We start from the raw sequence: 19477 nt of genomic DNA, 5'->3' as shown, positions 1-19477 counted from the left end.
TACCAATTACCAATTACCAATTACCAATTCCTGTCTAGGGAGAATTGACAATGTTAACCGCTAAAAAGAAATCTTCGCCACATCCTTTATCGGAATATATACAGCGTCTATTAAACAACGAAACTTTACTTCCCAATAGTGAAACTAATCTTTTAGAAGTAGTAGGAATTTTGAAAAGTTATGGCGTTGTATTAGATGCTTATTCAAACAATCTGATCTACATCGCTCAAAATCAGTTTTTAGTATTTTTTCCTTTCTTTAAATACTTTAACGGAGATATCAACAGCAAAAAATTATTTCGGCATTGGTGGCACGATCGGATAAATTATGAATATGCCGAGTATTGCATGAAAGCAATGTTATGGCATGGTGGTGGTGGTTTAGATGAATACTTAGATTCGCCAGAATTTGAACAAAGAGCAAAAGCCGTCATTACAGCAAAGTTTAAAAATAATCCCTTCGTTCTCGCCGTTAACAAAATATTTTCCCAGTTTTTAATCGAACAGATGCGGGTTTATAGTTACTACAGTGGTTTGGGTCAATTTTGGCGAGTGATGTCTGATATATTCATAGATTTATCAGATCTCTATGATGAAGGTAAAATTACATCAATTCTTGAGGTTGTAAACCACATTAAAGCTGGATTAGTAGCAGCAGCAGCTCAACCAATTACTTACACCGTCACAATCAAAGATAAAGACTATGACATCATTCCCAAGTCTGTAGGCTTAACTTTCTTGATGGATACGGCTGTACCTTATGTAGAAGCTGTATTCTTCCGAGGAACACCTTTCCCCGGTACAGTTTCTTATAATGCTCAAGCGCGTCAAATTCCTCCGGTTCAAGGGAATTTCCAATATGGGGCGTTGTATGCAGATCCTTTACCTATTGGTGGTTCTGGTATTCCTCCCACATTACTGATGCAAGATATGCGTCACTATTTACCAGATTATTTACACGAATTTTATCAGAAAACCCTCCGGGGAGAAGATGACTTACGGGTAAAAATTTGTGAAACTTTCCAAAAATCAATGTATTGCGTTACTAATGCTGCAGTTGTTGGATTAATGCCCCATTCTCCCGATACTCAAGATCCAGAAGAACAAAAAGCAAATCAAGCTTATCTTGAAGGATGGATGGATCGATTAATTAATTCTCGTTTACACAACGTTAATAAGTAATGTTAGCGTAAGCGGGGCGCGACAGCGCACAGTAATGAGTAATAAGTAATAAGAATAAGTAATAAATCACTGTTCGCCCATGTAAAATCAAGTTAGAAAAAGCTGTTTGGACGCTCTACGCGAACGTGGTACTAGCCGCGCGTCTTTCAAACGATTTAGTCAGGGTTTTTGGCTATAACAAAGACCCAATACTCCACCTTGCGGAATGCGACTGCATAAAAATAGAGTTTTTAGAACTGGGGATTGTTTAGGAAAAATTATGAAAAATAGGTGAAAACCTTACGACATCTAGATTTTTTTGTTTTTTGGCAATTTCTCTAACTCCAAAAAAAATGGGCGAACCGGGAATAATGTACTTTTGATATCAAGTCCGCTTAATTAGTTACTATATAACCCTATTGAAAAGACGGCGGTTATTAGGTAATAACCCTTTTACTCATTACTGTGCACCGTGTACACTTACGTGTCCTGCTGGCGAATGCTAACGCGCCCCGCAATACCTAGAGCCTGCGGCGACGGCAGATCCGCAGGTAACGTAGTTATAGCCTCTAGCTGCGCTACCTTGCGGATCCGGTACGCTGACGCTAGCTACGCGCTTCATTACTTATTACTGTGCGCTGTCGCGCCCCGCTTACGCTAACATTACTTATTACTTATTACTTATTACTTATTACTCATTACTCATTACTTATTACTCGTTACTTCTATTTTTAAAGACGCACCAGTGTTATTGGTGCGTCTGTGCTGTTTATTTCAATTTGGTTGTTTACTTTCCCTCACTCCATTAAAAGAAAAATTATCAAATTTCTTTGGCGCTTAAATCAATCATTTAAGCAACATGTTGGAGTCGATAATTGAGTTGAATATTAAATAGATCTTGGAGATCTACAGAAAATCCTGGTAAAACATTTTCACCAAGAAGAGTTGGAGCTTTCCTAAAACCAAAAGCAACAATTTCTCGAATGTCATATTCAAGAATGTCACACTTTTGAGTATTACGTTCTTGAACATCACGAACGCGATAAATTTCTACTGATGATTTTTGGGGGTTAATTAACCAACCGAGACGGGTTCCATTTTTGATATATTCGCGCATTTGAAGTCTCAATTGTTCCAGAGATTTGTCCCCTTCAAAAATTTCAATTACAAAATCGGGACATACAGGTGGAACTGATTGCTTTTCTTCATTAGATAATGCATCCCATTGCTCTAATACTACCCAACATAGATCTGGAGAGATATGAGAACCATTGGGTAGTTTGAACTGTGTTTGATTATCAAAGATGTACCCAGCCTTTTTATAGTGATTCCAGTCAGCTAATTCTGCAGCTAATTGTTGATGTATAAATTTAATGCCACTATCAACGAATAGCATAATATCTCGCCTCGCTTCTGCTATTTTTTCATGCGCTATTCAACTTGCCCCACACAACCTGGTAAAAAACTGTTTCTCTCAAACAGTGCATCTAAGGTTCCATTGTAACCCTAATCTTTCCGTAGCTATTTCACTAAGGATGTTTATTCTATTATTTGTTATTTCTATTTGTCTATACAACGCTTGGAAATTGTTCAATCCTGAGTATTTTATAAGTATTCCTTATGTGGATATCAAATACTGTGCTTTCTGAACATTTGAATATTTCTGATACATTCTCACGAAATTATGTCTGTTAACTAGTATCAACTTTGAGGTGATACTAATCATCACATATTTCATAATATTAATTATTGTGTATTTAATATTGACTAATTATTTAAATTGATAGATTAACTCTGGAATTAAGATATTTCAAAATATATAAAGTAAAAAAAAGACTTAAAAAAAGATATATTTCGGTGTGCTTCTAAGTATAAAAACTATGTGTTGTCATTCGTGTTTCCGTATATTTGTAATTCGACCCTTCTGGAAGGATTAAAAAATCAGAGTAGGGTGTGTTAGGCGTAAGCCATAACGCACCGCAAGCGAAGGAATTGTATGAAATAACTTATCTTTGGTATGAGCAAGTATTTACTTGGAAAGTTAGATAAAAAAATTACTCGGAATTACGTTTTTGATTTAAATATTCTAGGATAAACAATAGTAGCTTTATTAACGCGATCGCAAGTGGTGCTTCCGGTAGCAACCAAGCAATTAGAGTCGTAAGAATAACAGTGATCGCCTTTAGTAAGTATGAGTTGATTTTAGATTTTTTCGATGGTTTGGGCGATCGGGAGCTTTTAACAGTTTTAGGTTTGATCAACATGTCTCGGTGTGTTTATTTCATCGTCTCCCCAATAATCACAAAGTTGAGTATTTAAGCGTGAGAGCGAGTAAAAGCCATTTAAAGCGATTCAATACGAGCATTAATAATCATCAAATCGTACTAATCTGTTAAAAACCTAAAGTTATCTTCAATAAAATACAGCTTTTGTAGAGATTTTGGATGCAACGTCTGTACATAATTCAAATTATCCAGATACTTCTACGTACTTACACGCACTCTTTCGCTACAGTAGAAAAAACTAGCTTGCAAGTTGCTGATGGGTACCAACAAAAGACGAGGTGGTTATCTCGCCACGGTGGAGGGGGTAAAGAAACTTAAAGAGGCAAAAAGAATAAATAAATATACTTATGAAAAAATTAGAGAAGAAGCAAAGGTAACGTTAGATCAAGTAAAACGATTATTTAATCCTCAGTGGGGTAATGGTAAATACAAAATTGGGGAGGAAGCAGTTGAAGCGATATGTAATGTTTTGGAATTAAAGCCAGAGGATATTGTTGCTGATTGGTACCCAGTAGAAATTTCTTCGTCTGAATCAGAAATACCAAAGCCGGTAGTAAATAATCAGGACTTACACACAGACAATACAAGTACAGTCATTGCGACGCAAGAAAGCAATCCCAAACCCTTGGAAACTGGTGATGAGTTTGTCAGTCCTAAAAGTAATTCTGATACACCTGAAAGTAAAGCACTACGAATAATAGAGCAAGCAGCTAGAGATGGAGTGGAAGAACTCGACCTTTCTGGAATGGGATTAACTCAACTTCCTGCAGAAATAGGTAAATTATCTAAACTTAAAAAACTCATTTTAGGTAAATGGGATCAGAAAAACGGTAGATGGCTTGGAAATTCTCTGAGCAGTCTGCCACCAGAAATATTTCAACTAACTAACCTCACAACACTTCACCTAGATAATAATGATCTAAGCCTTTTGCCCCAAGAAATTGAACACCTAACCCAACTTACAACACTTCACCTCAGCGTAAATTTCCTGAGAAGTTTGCCTCCAACAATTGGAAAACTAACCAAACTCACAACACTTCACCTTAGTGTGAACTCTCTGAACTGTTTGCCCTCAGAAATTGGACAACTAACCAACCTCACCACACTTCACCTCGTCAATAATGACCTGAGCAGTTTGCCCTCAGAAATTGGAAAACTAAAAAACCTCACAGCACTTTACCTCAGCGTAAATTCTCTAAGCATTTTACCCTCAGAAATCGGACAACTAACCAACCTCATAACACTTCACCTCAGCTACAACTCCCTGAGTAGTTTACCCTCAGAAATCGGACAACTAAAAAACCTTACAACACTTGACCTGTATAATAACTCTTTGAGCAGTTTGCCCCCAGAAATTGGACAACTGAACAACCTTACAACACTTCATCTACACAATAACTCTTTGAGCAGTTTGCCCCCAGAAATTGGACAACTAACAAACTTGATAATATTTGACCTGTACAATAACTCTCTGAGCAGTTTGCCCCCAGAAATTGGACAACTAAGCAACCTCACAAAACTTCACCTCAGTTATAATTATCTGAGCAGTTTGCCCCCAGAAATTGGACAACTAAGCAACCTCACTACACTTCACCTCAGTTATAATTATCTGAGCAGTTTGCCCCCAGAAATCGGACAACTAACAAACCTCACTACACTTCACCTCAGGTATAATTCTCTGAGCAGCTTACCCCAAGAAATTGGACAAATAATCAACCTCACTACACTTAATATCAGTGAAAATTCCCTACCTCCTACTCCGCCAGAGATTTTAAGTAATCCTGCAAACATTATTAATTACTATCTATCCCTGCAGAATAACCAAACAAAACCTCTTCATGAAGCGAAAATGCTTTTGGTTGGTCAAGGTAGTGTTGGTAAAACTAGCCTAAAAGAACGTTTAATTAGAAACAAATACGATCCGCATCGCAACAAAACCGATGGTATTGATATTGAAGATTGGACGATAGAATTAGGTGAGCGTCAGCTTCAAGTTAATATTTGGGATTTTGGTGGACAGGAAATCATGCATTCTACCCACCAATTTTTCCTGACCAAGCGTAGTCTTTATGTTTTGGTTTTGGACGCCACATTAGGAGAAGAAGAAAACCGCATTGAATATTGGCTGAAGATAATTCAAAGTTTCGGTAAGGATTCCCCAGTAATTATTGTCGGGAATAAAGCCGATCAACATCCTTTAGATATTGACCAGCGAAGTTTGCAAAATAAATATCCCCAAATCAAAGCTTTTAAAGAAACTTCTTGTGAGAAAAACACAGGAATTGAGGAATTAGAAGAAGTTATAAAACAAGAAATTAACCAGCTAGAACATATTGATGACCAATTACCCCTAACTTGGTTTAATATCAAACAAAAACTGGAAGACTTAGACAAAGATTATATTCCGTACAGTGAATACGAATTCCTTTGCGAAACAGAAGGGGTAGAGGAAGAAGATAAACAAAGCACTCTGATTCAATTTCTTCACGATTTAGGAGTTGTGCTGAACTTTAAAGACGATCCTAGATTAGAACATACCCATGTACTTAACCCAGAATGGGTAACTAATGGCGTTTATAAAATTCTCAACGATCGCCATTTGATTCTTGAAGAAAAGGGAATTCTCAGACGAGAAATGCTAGCAAGAATTTTAAATCGTCGTGACTACCCAAAAAATAAGCATATATTTATTATCGATATGATGCAAAAGTTTGAATTGTGTTTTGAGATTGAATCAGATAAAAAATTTCTAATATCGGATATTTTACCGAAAGAAGAACCCGAAACAGGTGAGTGGAATAATACCTTAGCTTTTGAATATAATTATCTTGTTTTACCTAGTAGCATTATTTCCCGTTTCATTGTCCGCATGAATCATTGGATTTCTAGAAAGACTTATTGGCGTAGCGGAGTAGTTCTTGTAAAAGAAGGGAATAAAGCTTTAGTTAAAGCTGACAGAGAAGATAAAAAAATTATTATTCGTGTCAAGGGTCCAGAAAACACCAGACGTAATCTCTTGACTGCTATTCGTTCTCAATTTGACTATATTCATAAAACTATTCCTGGTATTACTCCAGAGGAAAAAGTACCTTTGCTAGATCGTCCAGGAGTTCCCCCAGTTGATTACCAGTGGTTATTAAGTTTGGAAAGAAAAGGTTACAGGGATGTGATTGTACCAGGACTTACTGAAGAAATTAGTATTGAAAAATTACTCGATGGGATTGATGAACCAAGTAAACGTAGAAATTAGTCCCGTAATGCGTAATTATTTTGAAAAAAAGTAGTGGACTAACACACCCTACCTTGCTATCGTGCTGTGAAGAAATCAAAAATCAAGAATCTAATTGTCCATTAATTCTGGCATTGAAACCATAAACTTGACGATCGCCAGCTAAAGGAATAACTGTAACTTCTTTCTCATCACCTGGTTCAAACCGAACAGCAGTTCCAGCAGGAATATCAAGACGCATTCCCCGTGCTTGTTCTCTGTCGAAGTTTAAAGCTGCGTTGACCTCATAAAAATGAAAATGGGAACCAACTTGAATCGGGCGATCGCCTGTATTTGCAACTAGCAATTTTGCTGGTTGACGACCTGCGTTTAATTCAATTTCCCCTTCTGGGGTAATAATTTCGCCTGGAATCATAAAAAAAAGTCAAAAGTCAAAAGTCAAAAGTTAAAAGTCAGAAGTCAGAAATCAGAAGAAATAACCTATTACTTATTACTTATTACCTATTACCCATTACTCATCACTCATTACTCATTACTTATTACTCATTACTCATTACTTATTACTTATTACTTATTACTCATTACTTACCACTCATTACCGAATCGGATTATGCACCGTAACTAACTTCGTTCCATCAGGAAAAGTAGCTTCCACCTGCACTTCATTAATCATTTCTGGGATACCTTCCATAACATCATCCCGAGTTAACAAGGTAGTTCCATAACTCATTAAATCTGATACCGTACGTCCATCCCTCGCACCTTCTAAAATTGCAGCAGAAATAAAAGCGATCGCTTCAGGATGATTTAACTTTACACCCCGTTGTTTACGCCTTTCTGCTAACAAAGCAGCGGTAAAAATCAACAGCTTATCTTTTTCCTGCGGTGTTAATTGCATTTTCTTATTTTGTTTAAAACCCTTAATTAACCTCTTTTGCAGCCTTTGGGTTTATGCGATCGCTTTAAAGCATCCAAACCCGAGGAACAGAACTACCACGACTTAAAAAAGATGTCCGTAACAATAACCAGACATTAATAAACCAGTTTCGCACTTCTGCAGTAGAATTACCTCGATATCTACATAAAAATCCATTATTTAAACGAGTAACACCTTGGTTTGGGGATTTGGAATTGGGGATTGGCGTTAGCGCAGCGTGACGCGACAGCGTCATGTGGGGATTGGATTTCCAAAGCGATCGTACTTGTTCGACTATATCTTTAGAAATGGTCTTACCAACAAATATCAAACTTCCAATAACTGCTTGTCCTGCTAAACCGTTGGGACTATAGAAAATTTCCTCACTACCCGGTAACCATTGTCTATCTATCCATAGGGGTATACCTTCTTGGTAAATTTCCGTGTGCGATCGCCAATTTCCCTGGACAAACTTTTCTCCCCTAGCAGTACGTCCAAATCGGTTAATTTCCCAACCCAAAAAACTAGCATTATTTGCTAAATCTACTCGTAGGTCTTGGCGATAGTCCGCAGCGTTAAAAACTATTGTTTCTTGGGGTAACCATTCCAAACAAGCCCTTTCATCAACATTTATCTCAATCTTTTGTCTTGCTTGGCTCCCATTGCTGCGATAAATTTTACTTGCTGCAGCTGTTGTAATTAATGCTTGAGAATTGGGTTGTAAGTCGAAATTACACGATAGGCGATCGCCACCAACCACACCACCAGCAGTATGCAAAATGATGCTGTGACAAATCTTTTGTCCTTCTGGATCAGTTTGCTCTTCTGGATATAATGGACGCTGTACCTTTAATGGTGCTTGATTTTGTTGTTCGACAATAACTGTTTTTCCCTGACGAGAAGCATAAGTTAAATTGAGCATCCCATGCCAGTTTTTTGAACATGGTGTTTTAGAATTGACTATTTTAGGATTAAGTACTTCAGAGTTGAGTACTTCAGGATTAAAATCTGAAGGCTGAATCACAAATCATGTGGATCGAATAGGTATAAACCTAATTATATAAATTTAAACCTACTGGAGATAGAAAGCAACCATACGTTTCAACCGTCGAGCGCGGTTAGAATAACTTCTCAGTACATCTATTGCAAACATAGGAGTATTTTCAATTGCAAAAAGAAAACGTTCTCGGTCGAGACATGCGATTATGCAATCAGTTTTAGCGATCGCTGTAGATGCTCGGTCGTGTTCTGGTTGAACTAATGCTCCTTCCCCAAAAACATCACCTGCTGTAATTGTTTCTACAACTTTTCCATCAACTACAAGTTCAACCTCACCTTGAATAATGCCGTACATCACACTCCCAGTTTCTCCTTCCTCAAATATCGTCTGACCGGCGACATAAGTCAGGGGAGAAGATGATTTTTGAAAAATTTCAACTGTTTTGACTGGTTCTGACACTGGTAAAATAAATTTTAGTTAATAAAAGGTTAAGCTACTCTAAAGAAAGGGTAAACTAATCTAGTTTCTACAAAATCTAGTTTCTAAATAATCTATTTCCTGCAAGATTTTATTAATAGTCAACTCGGTCGAGAGAGACAGGATAACAACTAGATTTGTAGGATTTGCTTATTCAGTCTTTAAGTATTGATAGTATAATATATCATAAGGTTTTGAGTAAATTAACTGTTGTTGAATACAACTTAACCTATTTAGTAATTTGCTTTAAATTCAGGCGATATAACAGTATCCAATCAGTTAATGGTCAAGGATTGAAGTGTTAATTTTTAACAACTTCAGCGATATGTACGCTAGTTGAGTAAACTAGACTAACATAATCTTGTTGTTGAGAAAAATTTTGAAATAAATCTTGTAAATCAGAAACAAGTTCCTCACGCTCTTTACCTTCACGAGGAAGATAAGAGCTACTCATCGCTCGTCCAATGAGTCCATCCAAATCTAAATCTTGTTTATGAGCAAAGGTATATTCCTTGAAATTGACAAAATAGGGAGTTGCTGGGAGTGGTTCCAATTTCTTCATTCGGGACTCTGCAGGATGATTTTTCGAGGATTTCCGGATAATTTTGCTATATTCTGCTGTAAATCTATCGTTGCGGTTGCGGTTATTCCATACTACTGCTAACCTTCCTGAATCTTTGAGAATCCGTCTGAACTCCATTAGGGTTGGTTCTAGATTGAACCAATGAAAAGCCTGAAAACAAGTTACTAAATCTACAGATGCATCAAGTAAATTTGTTTCTTCCGCCGTTCCATCTTTCCATTCGATGTTATTTTTTAGTGTCCCGTCCGTAGCTGCATTTCTCATCGCAGTGTTGGGTTCTATTGCAATTACCTTCAGCCCACGTTCAGCCAACTGACGTGTAGAAATACCCGTACCTGCACCAATATCTGCTGCAACTAGCTGAGATGGTGATGTTAAACCTTCGAGAATTAAATCGATTGCTGGTTCAGGATAATTTGGACGATATTTTACGTAGTCTTCGACTCGATCAGAAAATCGACCCAAGGGGTTGAGAGCATGTAAAGGTGTTTTATCCATGGTTTTTATTCAAAACATCTACAAATAGGTTAATTTAAATTTAAGGAATCAACTCAGCGATATGTAGGCTGGCACAATATTGCAAATTTACAAAGCCATCTTCGTTTGCAAAACTTCGATACAAATCTTCTAAATCAGCAACTAATTGTTTTTGTATTGTTTCTTCTGAAGAGATAAATGATACGCTTTTTGCTAAACCGATTAATTTCGCTAAATCTAATTCTTGTTGATATGCAAATATATGATCTTGAAGGTAATACCACTTTGGATTTTCTCGCAGTGGTTGAACTTTAGCATTAAAATCTGTGGCAAGACGGTTATTTGCTGTAGTCAAAATTAGTTTGTGATATTCTTTCGTAAAGTTGTCGTCCCGATTTAAATCGTTAAAAACTAGTGCTAATCTTCCAGATGATTTAAGAACTCGGCTAAACTCCAATAAAGTTGGTTTGGGTTTAAACCAATGAAAAGCTTGAAAAGAAGTTATGAGATCGACAGATGTATCAGGTAAATTTGTTGTTTCTGCTGTTCCGTCTTTCCATTCAACATTAAAATATGATGTTGATTTTGCAGATACACGGCATGTCCGATCTATATGTGTAGATCCTGTACTTTTTAATTTCGTACTTTCAGATTCTGTACTTTTAGATTCTATATTTAGAGATATTGCATTTTTACCTGCATTCCTCATCGCTGCATTCGGTTCTATTGCAATTACCCTCACACCACGTTCAGCTAACTGACGCGCAGCAATTCCTGTACCTGCACCAATATCTGCTACGACGATTTGAGGTGGTGATGCTAAGCCTTCAAGAATCTTATCAATTAATTCCTCTGGATAAGTAGGACGATATTTGGCATAGTTTTCAACTTTATCAGTGAAACGATTTAGCGGGTTGAGGTTATAAAGAGCTTCACTATGAGTCATATAGCACTAAATAATAAGTTTAGCTGGAACCGAAAGCTATAATTTGTCAGCTTTTGTTAGTACCTAGCGATCGCGTACCAGATCGGTTCTGATGTTAGGGAACCTGTAGATAGGGCAAGTCAGCTTGGGCTTGGGTATCAGTAAGTTGAGACATTTAATGTCAATAAATTTTATTTGGTAGAAGCACGCTTAGTATGTTCTCCAAATACATATCAACAAACCAACCATCTAAAGAAAGATATTATCAGTTGTCAGTTAACAGTTAACAGTTAACGGTTATAGTTATACCAATTCAATAAATCATTGCAACAGATTCTCCGGTAGAGACGTTGCATGCAACGTCTCTACAAAATCTATCTGTCTCATTATTTTTCCAAATTGGTATTACAAATCGCCAATCCCTAATCCCCAACACAAAAAAGCCGCCTCCTTCCAAGAGACAGCTTTTTTGTTTGCTTTTTTGTTTAGAAATAATGGGGTGAAGGAATATTAGTAGTCGAAGTCACCACCCATTCCAGCACCAGCACCAGCACCAGCTTCTTTTGGTTCGGGCTTATCAACAACGATACATTCGGTTGTTAAGACCATACCAGCAATAGATGAAGCATTTTGCAAAGCAGAGCGGGTCACTTTTGCAGGATCGACAATACCAGCGTTGAACATATCAACAAATTCACCATTTGCAGCATTGTAGCCGGTAGCAAAAGGCTTCTCTTTTAAGCGTTCGGAAATTACTGCACCGTTTTGACCTGCATTTTCAGCAATTCGCATTAAAGGAGCTGCTAAAGCACGAGCTACAATCAACGCACCAATTAGTTCTTCACCTGTGAGCTTGCTATTAGCCCATTCTTCCAATTGGGGAGCTAGGTGAGCCAAAGTTGTACCACCACCAGGAACGATACCTTCCTCTACAGCAGCTTTGGTCGCGTTGATCGCATCTTCTAGACGCAGCTTCTTATCTTTCATTTCGGTTTCGGTAGCTGCACCAACTTTAACTACAGCTACACCACCAGAAAGTTTTGCCAAACGTTCTTGAAGCTTTTCTTTATCATAGGAAGATTCAGTTTCTTCCATTTGACGACGAATTTGTTCGCAACGAGCTTTAACTCCTTGTTCGTTACCTTCTGCAACAACTGTGGTGTTGTCTTTGGTAATGGTGATGCGGCGAGCTTTACCAAGCATATCAATCTTGGTGTTTTCTAATTTCAAACCAGCATCTTCTGTAATTACTTGACCGCCGGTTAAAATCGCAATGTCTTCCAACATCGCTTTGCGTCTGTCACCAAAACCAGGAGCTTTAATCGCTGCTACGTTGAGTACGCCACGTAGACGGTTAACAACCAAAGTTGCTAAAGCTTCTTTTTCAATATCTTCAGCAATAATTACTAAAGGCTTACCAGCACGAGCAACCTGTTCCAGAACTGGAACCAAATCTTGTACTAGAGCAATTTTCTTGTCGGTAAGCAAAATTTGAGGTTCGTCAAAAACTGCTTCCATTCGCTCAGTGTCGGTAGCGAAGTAAGGAGAGATGTAGCCTTTGTCAAAGCGCATCCCTTCAGTAATTTCTAGTTCGGTAGACATGGACTTCCCTTCTTCCAAGGAAATCACACCTTCCTTACCAACTTTATCCATTGCTTGAGAGATCATCTGACCGACTTCTTCGTCGTTACCAGCAGAGATCGCTCCAACTTGAGCAATAGCTTTAGAATCTTCTACTGAGCGAGCATTTTCTTTGATTTTATCAACTAAGAAAGCTGCTGCTTTATCAATTCCACGCTTAAGCTGAATCGCGTTTGCACCAGCTGCAACGTTGCGCATACCTTCTTTAACCATCGCATGAGCCAAAACTGTAGCTGTGGTGGTTCCATCACCTGCAGCATCATTAGTTTTGGAAGCAGCCTGACGGATTAAAGAAACGCCGGTATTTTCTACGTGGTCTTCTAATTCAATTTCTTTAGCGATAGTTACACCATCATTAATAATTTGTGGTGCACCAAATTTTTTCTCTAAAACTACGTTGCGACCTTTGGGACCAAGGGTAACCGCTACAGCCTCAGTTAAAATATCCATACCTTTTTCCAAGGCACGGCGCGCGTTCTCGTTGTAAATAATTCGCTTAGCCATAGTAGTGGAAGAAGTTAGTAAGCTTTGGGTTTTTAATTAACTGTCAAAATAATTGATGAGGTTTGAATTAAGAGCTTTTGAGCTATCGCCTTTCGAGCGATCACCGCCCTTGACTCTTAATCCATGAATTTAGCAAACTACGAAACTACCGCCAGAATATCTTTCTCTGAAAGTAATACATATTCATCTGTACCCAACTTAATGTCGGTACCAGCATATTTGGAGTAAAGAACCTTATCTCCAACTTTTACATCCATAGCCATGCGGCTACCATCATCTTTAAGCTTACCGTCACCAACAGAAATTACTTCACCAACTTGGGGCTTTTCTTTTGCTGTATCAGGCAAATATAAGCCACCAGCTGTTTTTTCTTCCGAGGCGCTCACTTTTACAAATACGCGATCGCCTAATGGTTTAACTGTAGAAACACTTAGAGATACTGCTGCCATACAAATTTACTCGCCTTGTTAGCACTCTCAACTCCTGAGTGCTAATTTACCGAAGGAAAGCCTGTGATGGCAACAATTAACCTAGTACGGGTTCCCGAACTTGAAAAGTGTTAGTTATTGTAAGTAAAAATACTTAATAAAAATATTATTTTTGTTTTTTTTGGTGTCTTTGGGATAGTTTTATCTAGGCAATATTTGCAAAGCGAAAAAATTGTTATAGAACAGTAAACAGAGATCTGCCTTTACGGGTAATAATAAAGTGATTAACTTAAATGTTCGAATACCGAAAACAATCCAACCAAAGGAATATAAAATCCTGAATATTTGTGCAAAAAGTTTGCGGCTCACAAAAAGTCAGTCTCAAATTTTTATCTGTACTGAGCAGGCAAATCGAAAAATTTGTTTAAAACGAATTGGCCTTGAATTTTGGGGAAACTTAAAAAAACAGGTCGATAAATTAAGGTATGGTCAACATCGATATACTCGTTCTTACTGCATGGGAATATCTAAATCCGAGTGGTTACAAGTTTATTTATGGGGATCGAGCCAAAATAACTTACTTTGAAGGTTTATAAAAAATGATTTAAGTGCAAAGCTAATCCAAAAGTAATAGAACCCAAAATCCAATAACTATTAATATAGGTAATTAAGGGTAAAAAGAATCGGCTGTAAGCTCATCTCAACCGCAAAAAATCTTATAAAGGAAAAGAGCAACTTATGGAAGCTTAACATTTATAGGGTATGAGAAGCGGTAGAAATTAGAAAAGCGACATATGTTTAGATTTGAGAGCGTATAGGGCGAACATTTAGATATAAATCTGAAAGATTATTATTTATTCGGTGTTTTTTAGCCTGCCACTTTCAAAGCGATATATAATAGCGCATTATAGATACTACTGCTCTACGTATCCTTACGAGACTTAAGCCATCGCACACTAGTTTCATTAAGAGTGGCTGACACTCAATGAGATTTAGTGTAAGCAAGGGTAAGTCATGTAAGAAAAAACAACAACATCTCAATAATCCACCATAGACGATAACTACACAAGACCTTGATGGACCGAAGCGCGACAAGTGCCACTGCTATGAAAGAACCCAGCATGAAAGATCACAAAAGACTTCTATTGATTGATGATGACCCTAACCTCATCTTGCTGGTGAAGGATTATTTAGAGTTCCGGGGCTATGAAGTCATTACAGCCGAAAATGGTCGAGAAGCTCTGGATATCTTGGAGCAAGATATTCCAGACATGATTATTTGCGATGTAATGATGCCGGAAATGGATGGTTATACCTTTGTTGAACAAGTTCGGCAAACCGAACGTACTGCTTGGATCCCTGTCTTGTTCCTTTCAGCTAAGGGGCAAAGTGCAGACCGAGTAAAAGGTCTGAATAAGGGTGCAGATGTCTACATGGTCAAACCATTCGAACCAGAAGAATTAGTAGCCCAAGTAGAATCTTCACTCAAGCAAACTATCCGTTGGAAAGAACACCAAGCTAAAGGCGGAGATAACGGTTCCAGAATTCAGGTTCCTTTCGATGTGCAACTGACTCCAACGGAACTGAAAGTAGTGCAGTTTGTAGCCAGAGGTTTAGCTAATCGCGAGATTGCTGAAGAGCTAAACGTGTCTCAACGCACTGTTGAAAGCCATGTTTCCAACATGTTAGGCAAAACTAACCTCCATAACCGTACTGAGTTAGCTCGCTGGGCAATTGAGAACCAAATGGCATAGACCACAAATTTTTGGTTTCAAATTTTTGGTTTCAAATTTTTGATTTCAAGTTTTTGATTTCAAGTTTGGGATTATAGAAATTTGCGATTCTAGGGCTAGCCAAAATAGAAAGTAAGACTTAATAGCTAATCACTCAACTAAAATCTTGCCTTGTATGGTTAGACTATTAAAACTTAAAACTTCTTGAAAGGTTACCATTTAGGTTTTCAAGTTTGAGTTTTCAAGTTTGAGTTGCCAAGATTTGATATTCTCTTAAATCCTCACCACAAATAGGGCAAATTTCAGTCCTAGCTAGGTTTTGGCAACTAAAGGAAAGTTCCCTTCTTGATTGCAAATATAATTTGTTGTTAGGGGGCGCTTTCCCCTGGCTCCTAAGGGTTTGCAAGCTTTAAGGCATTCCAGCATGAATAAGTTCTGGAACGATCGATTTTAAACAAATATCTCTAAGAGTTTAGCTCCTCTCAATTCTCAGAGATATGCACATCACCAAAAATCTGTAGGGACATACCACGGTAAGTCTCTACAAGACTCAAAAATATAGAAATTTGTTTCAGAAATTTTTCTTATTGGAATGTTCCCGATGATATATAAATTTTGCTCTTTGGAGGTTAATCAACACTCGTCATTAGAAAATTCGCATTTATATAAAAAGTCAAATTAATTCGATGGAGGCTTGTCAGTTTTAACTTGTTTTGCTATGAGTTTTGCGTTCGATAATCTCTTTTAAAACAAGACTGACAAATCCCAAACAAGCTAGCAAAACTGCAGCAGCAAATGCTGTTTGAGTTTCATATTGTTTATAAGCTTGTTCTACAAATAAAGGTAAAGTTTGAGTTTTACGGATAATATTGCCCGATACTACTGAAACGGCACCAAATTCTCCCATTGCTCGGGCATTAGTTAAGATTAATCCGTAAAGTAGACCCCAACGAATATTGGGTAAAGTAACTCGCCAAAAAGTTTGCCACTGACTAGCTCCCAAAGTTCGAGCAGCTTCTTCTTGATCGGGACCAATTTCTTCTAGAACTGGAATTACTTCACGAGCAACAAAAGGCATAGTTACGAAAGCTGTTGCTAAAATCATCCCAGGTAGAGCAAAGATGACTTTAAAATTGACTGATTCTAAAGCTGAGCCAAGCCAGCTGTTGCGCCCGTAGAGTAAAACCATCATTAAACCTGCAACTACAGGTGACACAGAAAAGGGAACATCTAAAATACTAATGACCAGGGCGCGACCAGGAAATTTGCGTCGAGCAATTACCCATGCAGCACATAATCCAAAGATTGCATTGATCGGAACCACAATTAATGCAATCAACAGGGTTAATTGAATTGCATGGATAAATTCGTCAGTGGTTATATAGCTAATAAAATCGCCGAATCCATCTTTAAAAGCTTGGTAGAAAACGTTAATTGCCGGAATAAATAAAATCAATAAAAGATATATAACAGCAGAAAAAATTAAAATTAATTTAGTTCTGTTTGATTTTTGGTTTATTGACTGTTTCATTGGCTGTAGGGGATTGGTGATAGGGGATAAGAGATAAAAACAGTAGTCTGCAAGAGTGTGCTGCTAATCATAAATTGCTAACTGACAACTGTTCACTGATATCTTCTTCCCCATGCTTGTAATAGGTTAATTAGCAATAAAATAAATAGAGAAATTGTTAAAAGAACAGTACCAATGACAGTTGCACCGGCGTAATCATACTGCTCCAATTTCTGAAAAATCAGGACAGATGCAATTAAGTCTTTGAAAGGAATATTTGATGAAACAATTGCAATCGAGCCATACTCACCAACAGCACGAGAAAATCCTAGGGCTATACCTGTAAGCAATGCAGGAAATAATGGAGGTAAGATTACTCGCCAGAATGTCTGAAATTTTGATGCTCCCAGACTCCATGCAGCTTCTTCAATATCAGTATCCATTTCTTGTAAGACTGGTTGTAATGCTCGAATAATAAAGGGTAAAGAAATGAATAACATTGCAACGAGTACGCCGGAGCGCGTAAACGCAACTTTGACGCCCACATTTTTCAGTAAAGAACCAATCCAACCATTTTCGCTATAAACATTTGCTAAAGTCAGACCTGCAACTGCTGTTGGTAAAGCAAATGGTAAATCAATCCCTGCATCAATTATTTTTTTAAAAGGGAAGTCATAACGAACTAATACCCAAGCAACTAAAGTTCCAAATACTCCATTTAGGATCGCTGCAAATAATGCGGTGAGAAACGTGACGTTGTATGCAGAAATGGCAATCGGACTTGTTGCTATTTGCCAAAATTCTGCTGGTTTTACTCTACTTGCCTGCAAAAGTAACGCTGCAACTGGCAGTAAAAGCATTATTGTAAGATAGCCAATGGTGATTCCCCAAGGCAAAGATATTTGAGGAATTTTAGTTTTTTGATTTTGATTATTTGATATAGCAGGATTCATCAGTTATCAGTTATCAGTTTATTGCTAACGCCACGCCCTTACGGGCTACAGTTATCAGTCAATGATTACTTCTTGCTTATTACTTATTACTTATTACTTATTACTTATTACTTATTACTTATTACTTATTACTCATTACTCAAATATCACCTAATACTTGCTTGAATTTTGTCGAAAGCGGCTCCATTATCAAAGAATTGGCTTTGAACTTTATCCCAACCACCTAAATCTTGTACCGTAAATAATTTTTTGACTGGTGGATATCTATCTGCGAACTCTTGAGTAACGTTGGAGTTTACAGGTCGAAATCCAATTTTGGCAAATTCTCTTTGAGCTGCAGGGGTGAAGAGATATTTCACAAAGGCTTCGGCTATTTCTCGGTTACCATGTTTATCAACATTTTTATCAACAACGGCAACCGGATTTTCTATAGAAATATTAGTCTCGGGGACAATATAAGGACGTTTTTTCTCTCTTAATCCAGCTAATATGATTTCATTTTCATAATTAATTAAGATATCTCCTTGATTTTGATTGATAAATACATCGCTTGCTTCCCGCGCATCCCTGGGCATTATTGGTACATTTTGATAAACTTTTTTCGTGAATTCTAAAGCTTGGGAATCTGTCATTCCAACCTGTTTTTGGACACCCCATAATGCTAAGAAATTCCACCTTGCAACACCGGAAGTTTTGGGATTAGCCGTAATAATATCCAGGTTATCTGTTGTTAAATCTTCCCATGTCTGAATTTGCTTTGGATTTCCTTCACGGGTAACTAGTACCGCAACAGATTTCGTAACGATCGCATTGTTAGGGGCTTCATTTTCCCAACCTTGTTGAATTAAACCTGCGTTCTCTATTTTCTGCATATCTAACGCTAGGGCTAACTCAACTACATCTGCGTCTAAACCGTCTATCACTGCACGGGTTTGTGCGCCAGAAGGAGCATAACTTTCATAGAAGCGGATTTTTTGATTGTGTTGTTGCTCCCACTGCGCTACAAATTGAGGGATAATTTTTTTGTATGCAGGTCTAGTCACTGCATAGGAAACCAGAGTTAGTTCGGGGTCGGAATTCTTAGCATTGGACATAGAGCATGAAGTAATAGCTAAGCTCAAATTGATCCCCAAAAATATCAGGAATATAAATCTACTAAGTCTCCCCCTAAAAATGAGATGGACGATAGAGCGCCACAACCCCATGAGTATTCTCCTATTAATCTCCGGTTTATCGGTCGGGATTCCGGATTATTCATACTAATTTTATACCTTAAGGGGACATCAAAACAATTTAAGAATCAACGAAAGTGATTGTTTGTAGATATAGCATCGAGCAATTAGGGCCTGCTGAACACTGAAGCTAATGACTTGTGCGTAGCACCATAACTGCATATGTTATTTTTCTTGGCGACTATTAATTCTGAACAAGGCAAAGATAACTGTGACCTCGTGGTCACATAACGCTAACGTAGAGCAATTAGGCAAAGGGGGAAAGTACTTCCTTCCTCTTTGCCTTTTATATTGTTTGGGGCTGCAAATTAATAACCTTGGATTCGCAATCAATTGCTTTCAAGGGGAATCGGTAGAAATTATGATTCCCGCTCCTTAAACCTTTACTAGTCCTCTACTACAAACCGTTAATATTTATTACAGT

16 protein-coding genes are annotated in these 19477 nt (G+C 37.7%); 3 read left to right on the top strand and 13 right to left on the bottom strand.

What is annotated here, in order from left to right; translation table 11 throughout:
- The first annotated feature begins 50 nt into the window (after nt 1-50).
- Nucleotides 51-1181: a CO2 hydration protein gene (locus BC008_RS18565; protein ID WP_027847081.1), complete on the top strand. Its 1131-nt coding sequence runs from the start codon at nt 51-53 to the stop codon at nt 1179-1181.
- An 829-nt stretch (nt 1182-2010) separates the two neighbouring features.
- On the opposite strand, the gene BC008_RS18560 is transcribed toward BC008_RS18565, so the two are convergent.
- Together BC008_RS18560 and BC008_RS48430 are read right to left on the bottom strand one after the other, a co-directional pair.
- Complete coding sequence (locus tag BC008_RS18560) at nt 2011-2556, bottom strand: Uma2 family endonuclease (RefSeq protein WP_058183721.1); 546 nt, start codon at nt 2554-2556, stop codon at nt 2011-2013.
- A gap of 658 nt (nt 2557-3214) precedes the next feature.
- On the bottom strand, nt 3215-3424 hold the full coding sequence (locus tag BC008_RS48430) for a hypothetical protein (protein ID WP_027846849.1): 210 nt from the start codon (nt 3422-3424) through the stop codon (nt 3215-3217).
- A 277-nt stretch (nt 3425-3701) separates the two neighbouring features.
- Here BC008_RS48430 and BC008_RS18555 point away from each other — a divergent pair, with 277 nt between their 5' ends.
- A complete protein-coding gene (locus BC008_RS18555; RefSeq protein WP_153009609.1) occupies nt 3702-6695 on the top strand; it encodes a leucine-rich repeat domain-containing protein in 2994 nt (997 codons plus the stop codon).
- 82 nt (nt 6696-6777) lie between these two features.
- Here the strand turns inward: BC008_RS18555 and BC008_RS18550 are convergent, their stop codons facing one another.
- From BC008_RS18550 to groES, 8 genes are all read right to left on the bottom strand, one after another.
- Complete coding sequence (locus BC008_RS18550; protein ID WP_027846151.1) at nt 6778-7089, bottom strand: urease subunit beta; 312 nt, start codon at nt 7087-7089, stop codon at nt 6778-6780.
- Nucleotides 7090-7269: 180 nt separating this feature from the next.
- Nucleotides 7270-7572, bottom strand: a complete 303-nt coding sequence (locus tag BC008_RS18545) for an urease subunit gamma (RefSeq protein ID WP_027846152.1) — start codon at nt 7570-7572, stop codon at nt 7270-7272.
- A 64-nt stretch (nt 7573-7636) separates the two neighbouring features.
- A complete protein-coding gene (locus BC008_RS18540; protein ID WP_058183739.1) occupies nt 7637-8512 on the bottom strand; it encodes an urease accessory protein UreD in 876 nt (291 codons plus the stop codon).
- Between the two features lie 150 nt (nt 8513-8662).
- Nucleotides 8663-9049, bottom strand: a complete 387-nt coding sequence (locus tag BC008_RS18535; RefSeq protein WP_027846154.1) for a cyclic nucleotide-binding domain-containing protein — start codon at nt 9047-9049, stop codon at nt 8663-8665.
- Nucleotides 9050-9368: 319 nt separating this feature from the next.
- The gene (locus BC008_RS18530; protein WP_036268106.1) at nt 9369-10148 is read right to left on the bottom strand and encodes a class I SAM-dependent methyltransferase; all 780 of its coding nucleotides are present in this window, start codon (nt 10146-10148) and stop codon (nt 9369-9371) included.
- 40 nt (nt 10149-10188) lie between these two features.
- Complete coding sequence (locus tag BC008_RS18525) at nt 10189-11073, bottom strand: class I SAM-dependent methyltransferase (protein WP_027846156.1); 885 nt, start codon at nt 11071-11073, stop codon at nt 10189-10191.
- A gap of 489 nt (nt 11074-11562) precedes the next feature.
- Nucleotides 11563-13197, bottom strand: coding sequence for a chaperonin GroEL (groL, locus tag BC008_RS18520; RefSeq protein ID WP_027846173.1), 1635 nt, complete (start codon nt 13195-13197; stop codon nt 11563-11565).
- A 137-nt stretch (nt 13198-13334) separates the two neighbouring features.
- Nucleotides 13335-13646 (bottom strand): co-chaperone GroES, encoded by a 312-nt coding sequence (gene groES / locus BC008_RS18515; RefSeq protein WP_027846172.1) that lies wholly within the window; start codon nt 13644-13646, stop codon nt 13335-13337.
- Nucleotides 13647-14701: 1055 nt separating this feature from the next.
- Here groES and BC008_RS18505 point away from each other — a divergent pair.
- Nucleotides 14702-15379 carry a response regulator transcription factor gene (locus BC008_RS18505; protein ID WP_027846171.1) on the top strand — a complete coding sequence of 226 codons (678 nt, stop codon included), beginning with the start codon at nt 14702-14704 and terminating at the stop codon, nt 15377-15379.
- A gap of 682 nt (nt 15380-16061) precedes the next feature.
- On the opposite strand, the gene cysW is transcribed toward BC008_RS18505, so the two are convergent.
- From cysW to BC008_RS18490, 3 genes are all read right to left on the bottom strand, one after another.
- A complete protein-coding gene (cysW, locus tag BC008_RS18500) occupies nt 16062-16889 on the bottom strand; it encodes a sulfate ABC transporter permease subunit CysW (protein ID WP_058183723.1) in 828 nt (275 codons plus the stop codon).
- A gap of 92 nt (nt 16890-16981) precedes the next feature.
- The gene (gene cysT / locus BC008_RS18495) at nt 16982-17821 is read right to left on the bottom strand and encodes a sulfate ABC transporter permease subunit CysT (protein ID WP_027846169.1); all 840 of its coding nucleotides are present in this window, start codon (nt 17819-17821) and stop codon (nt 16982-16984) included.
- 146 nt (nt 17822-17967) lie between these two features.
- Nucleotides 17968-19026, bottom strand: coding sequence for a sulfate ABC transporter substrate-binding protein (locus BC008_RS18490; RefSeq protein WP_036268257.1), 1059 nt, complete (start codon nt 19024-19026; stop codon nt 17968-17970).
- Nucleotides 19027-19477: the final 451 nt, after the last annotated feature.

Origin of the sequence: Mastigocoleus testarum BC008 (assembly GCF_001456025.1) — a bacterium.
Lineage (GTDB): Bacteria > Cyanobacteriota > Cyanobacteriia > Cyanobacteriales > Nostocaceae > Mastigocoleus > Mastigocoleus testarum.
The sequence above is the reverse complement of the archived record's forward strand: the minus strand, read 5'-3'. Positions and strand labels throughout refer to the sequence as shown.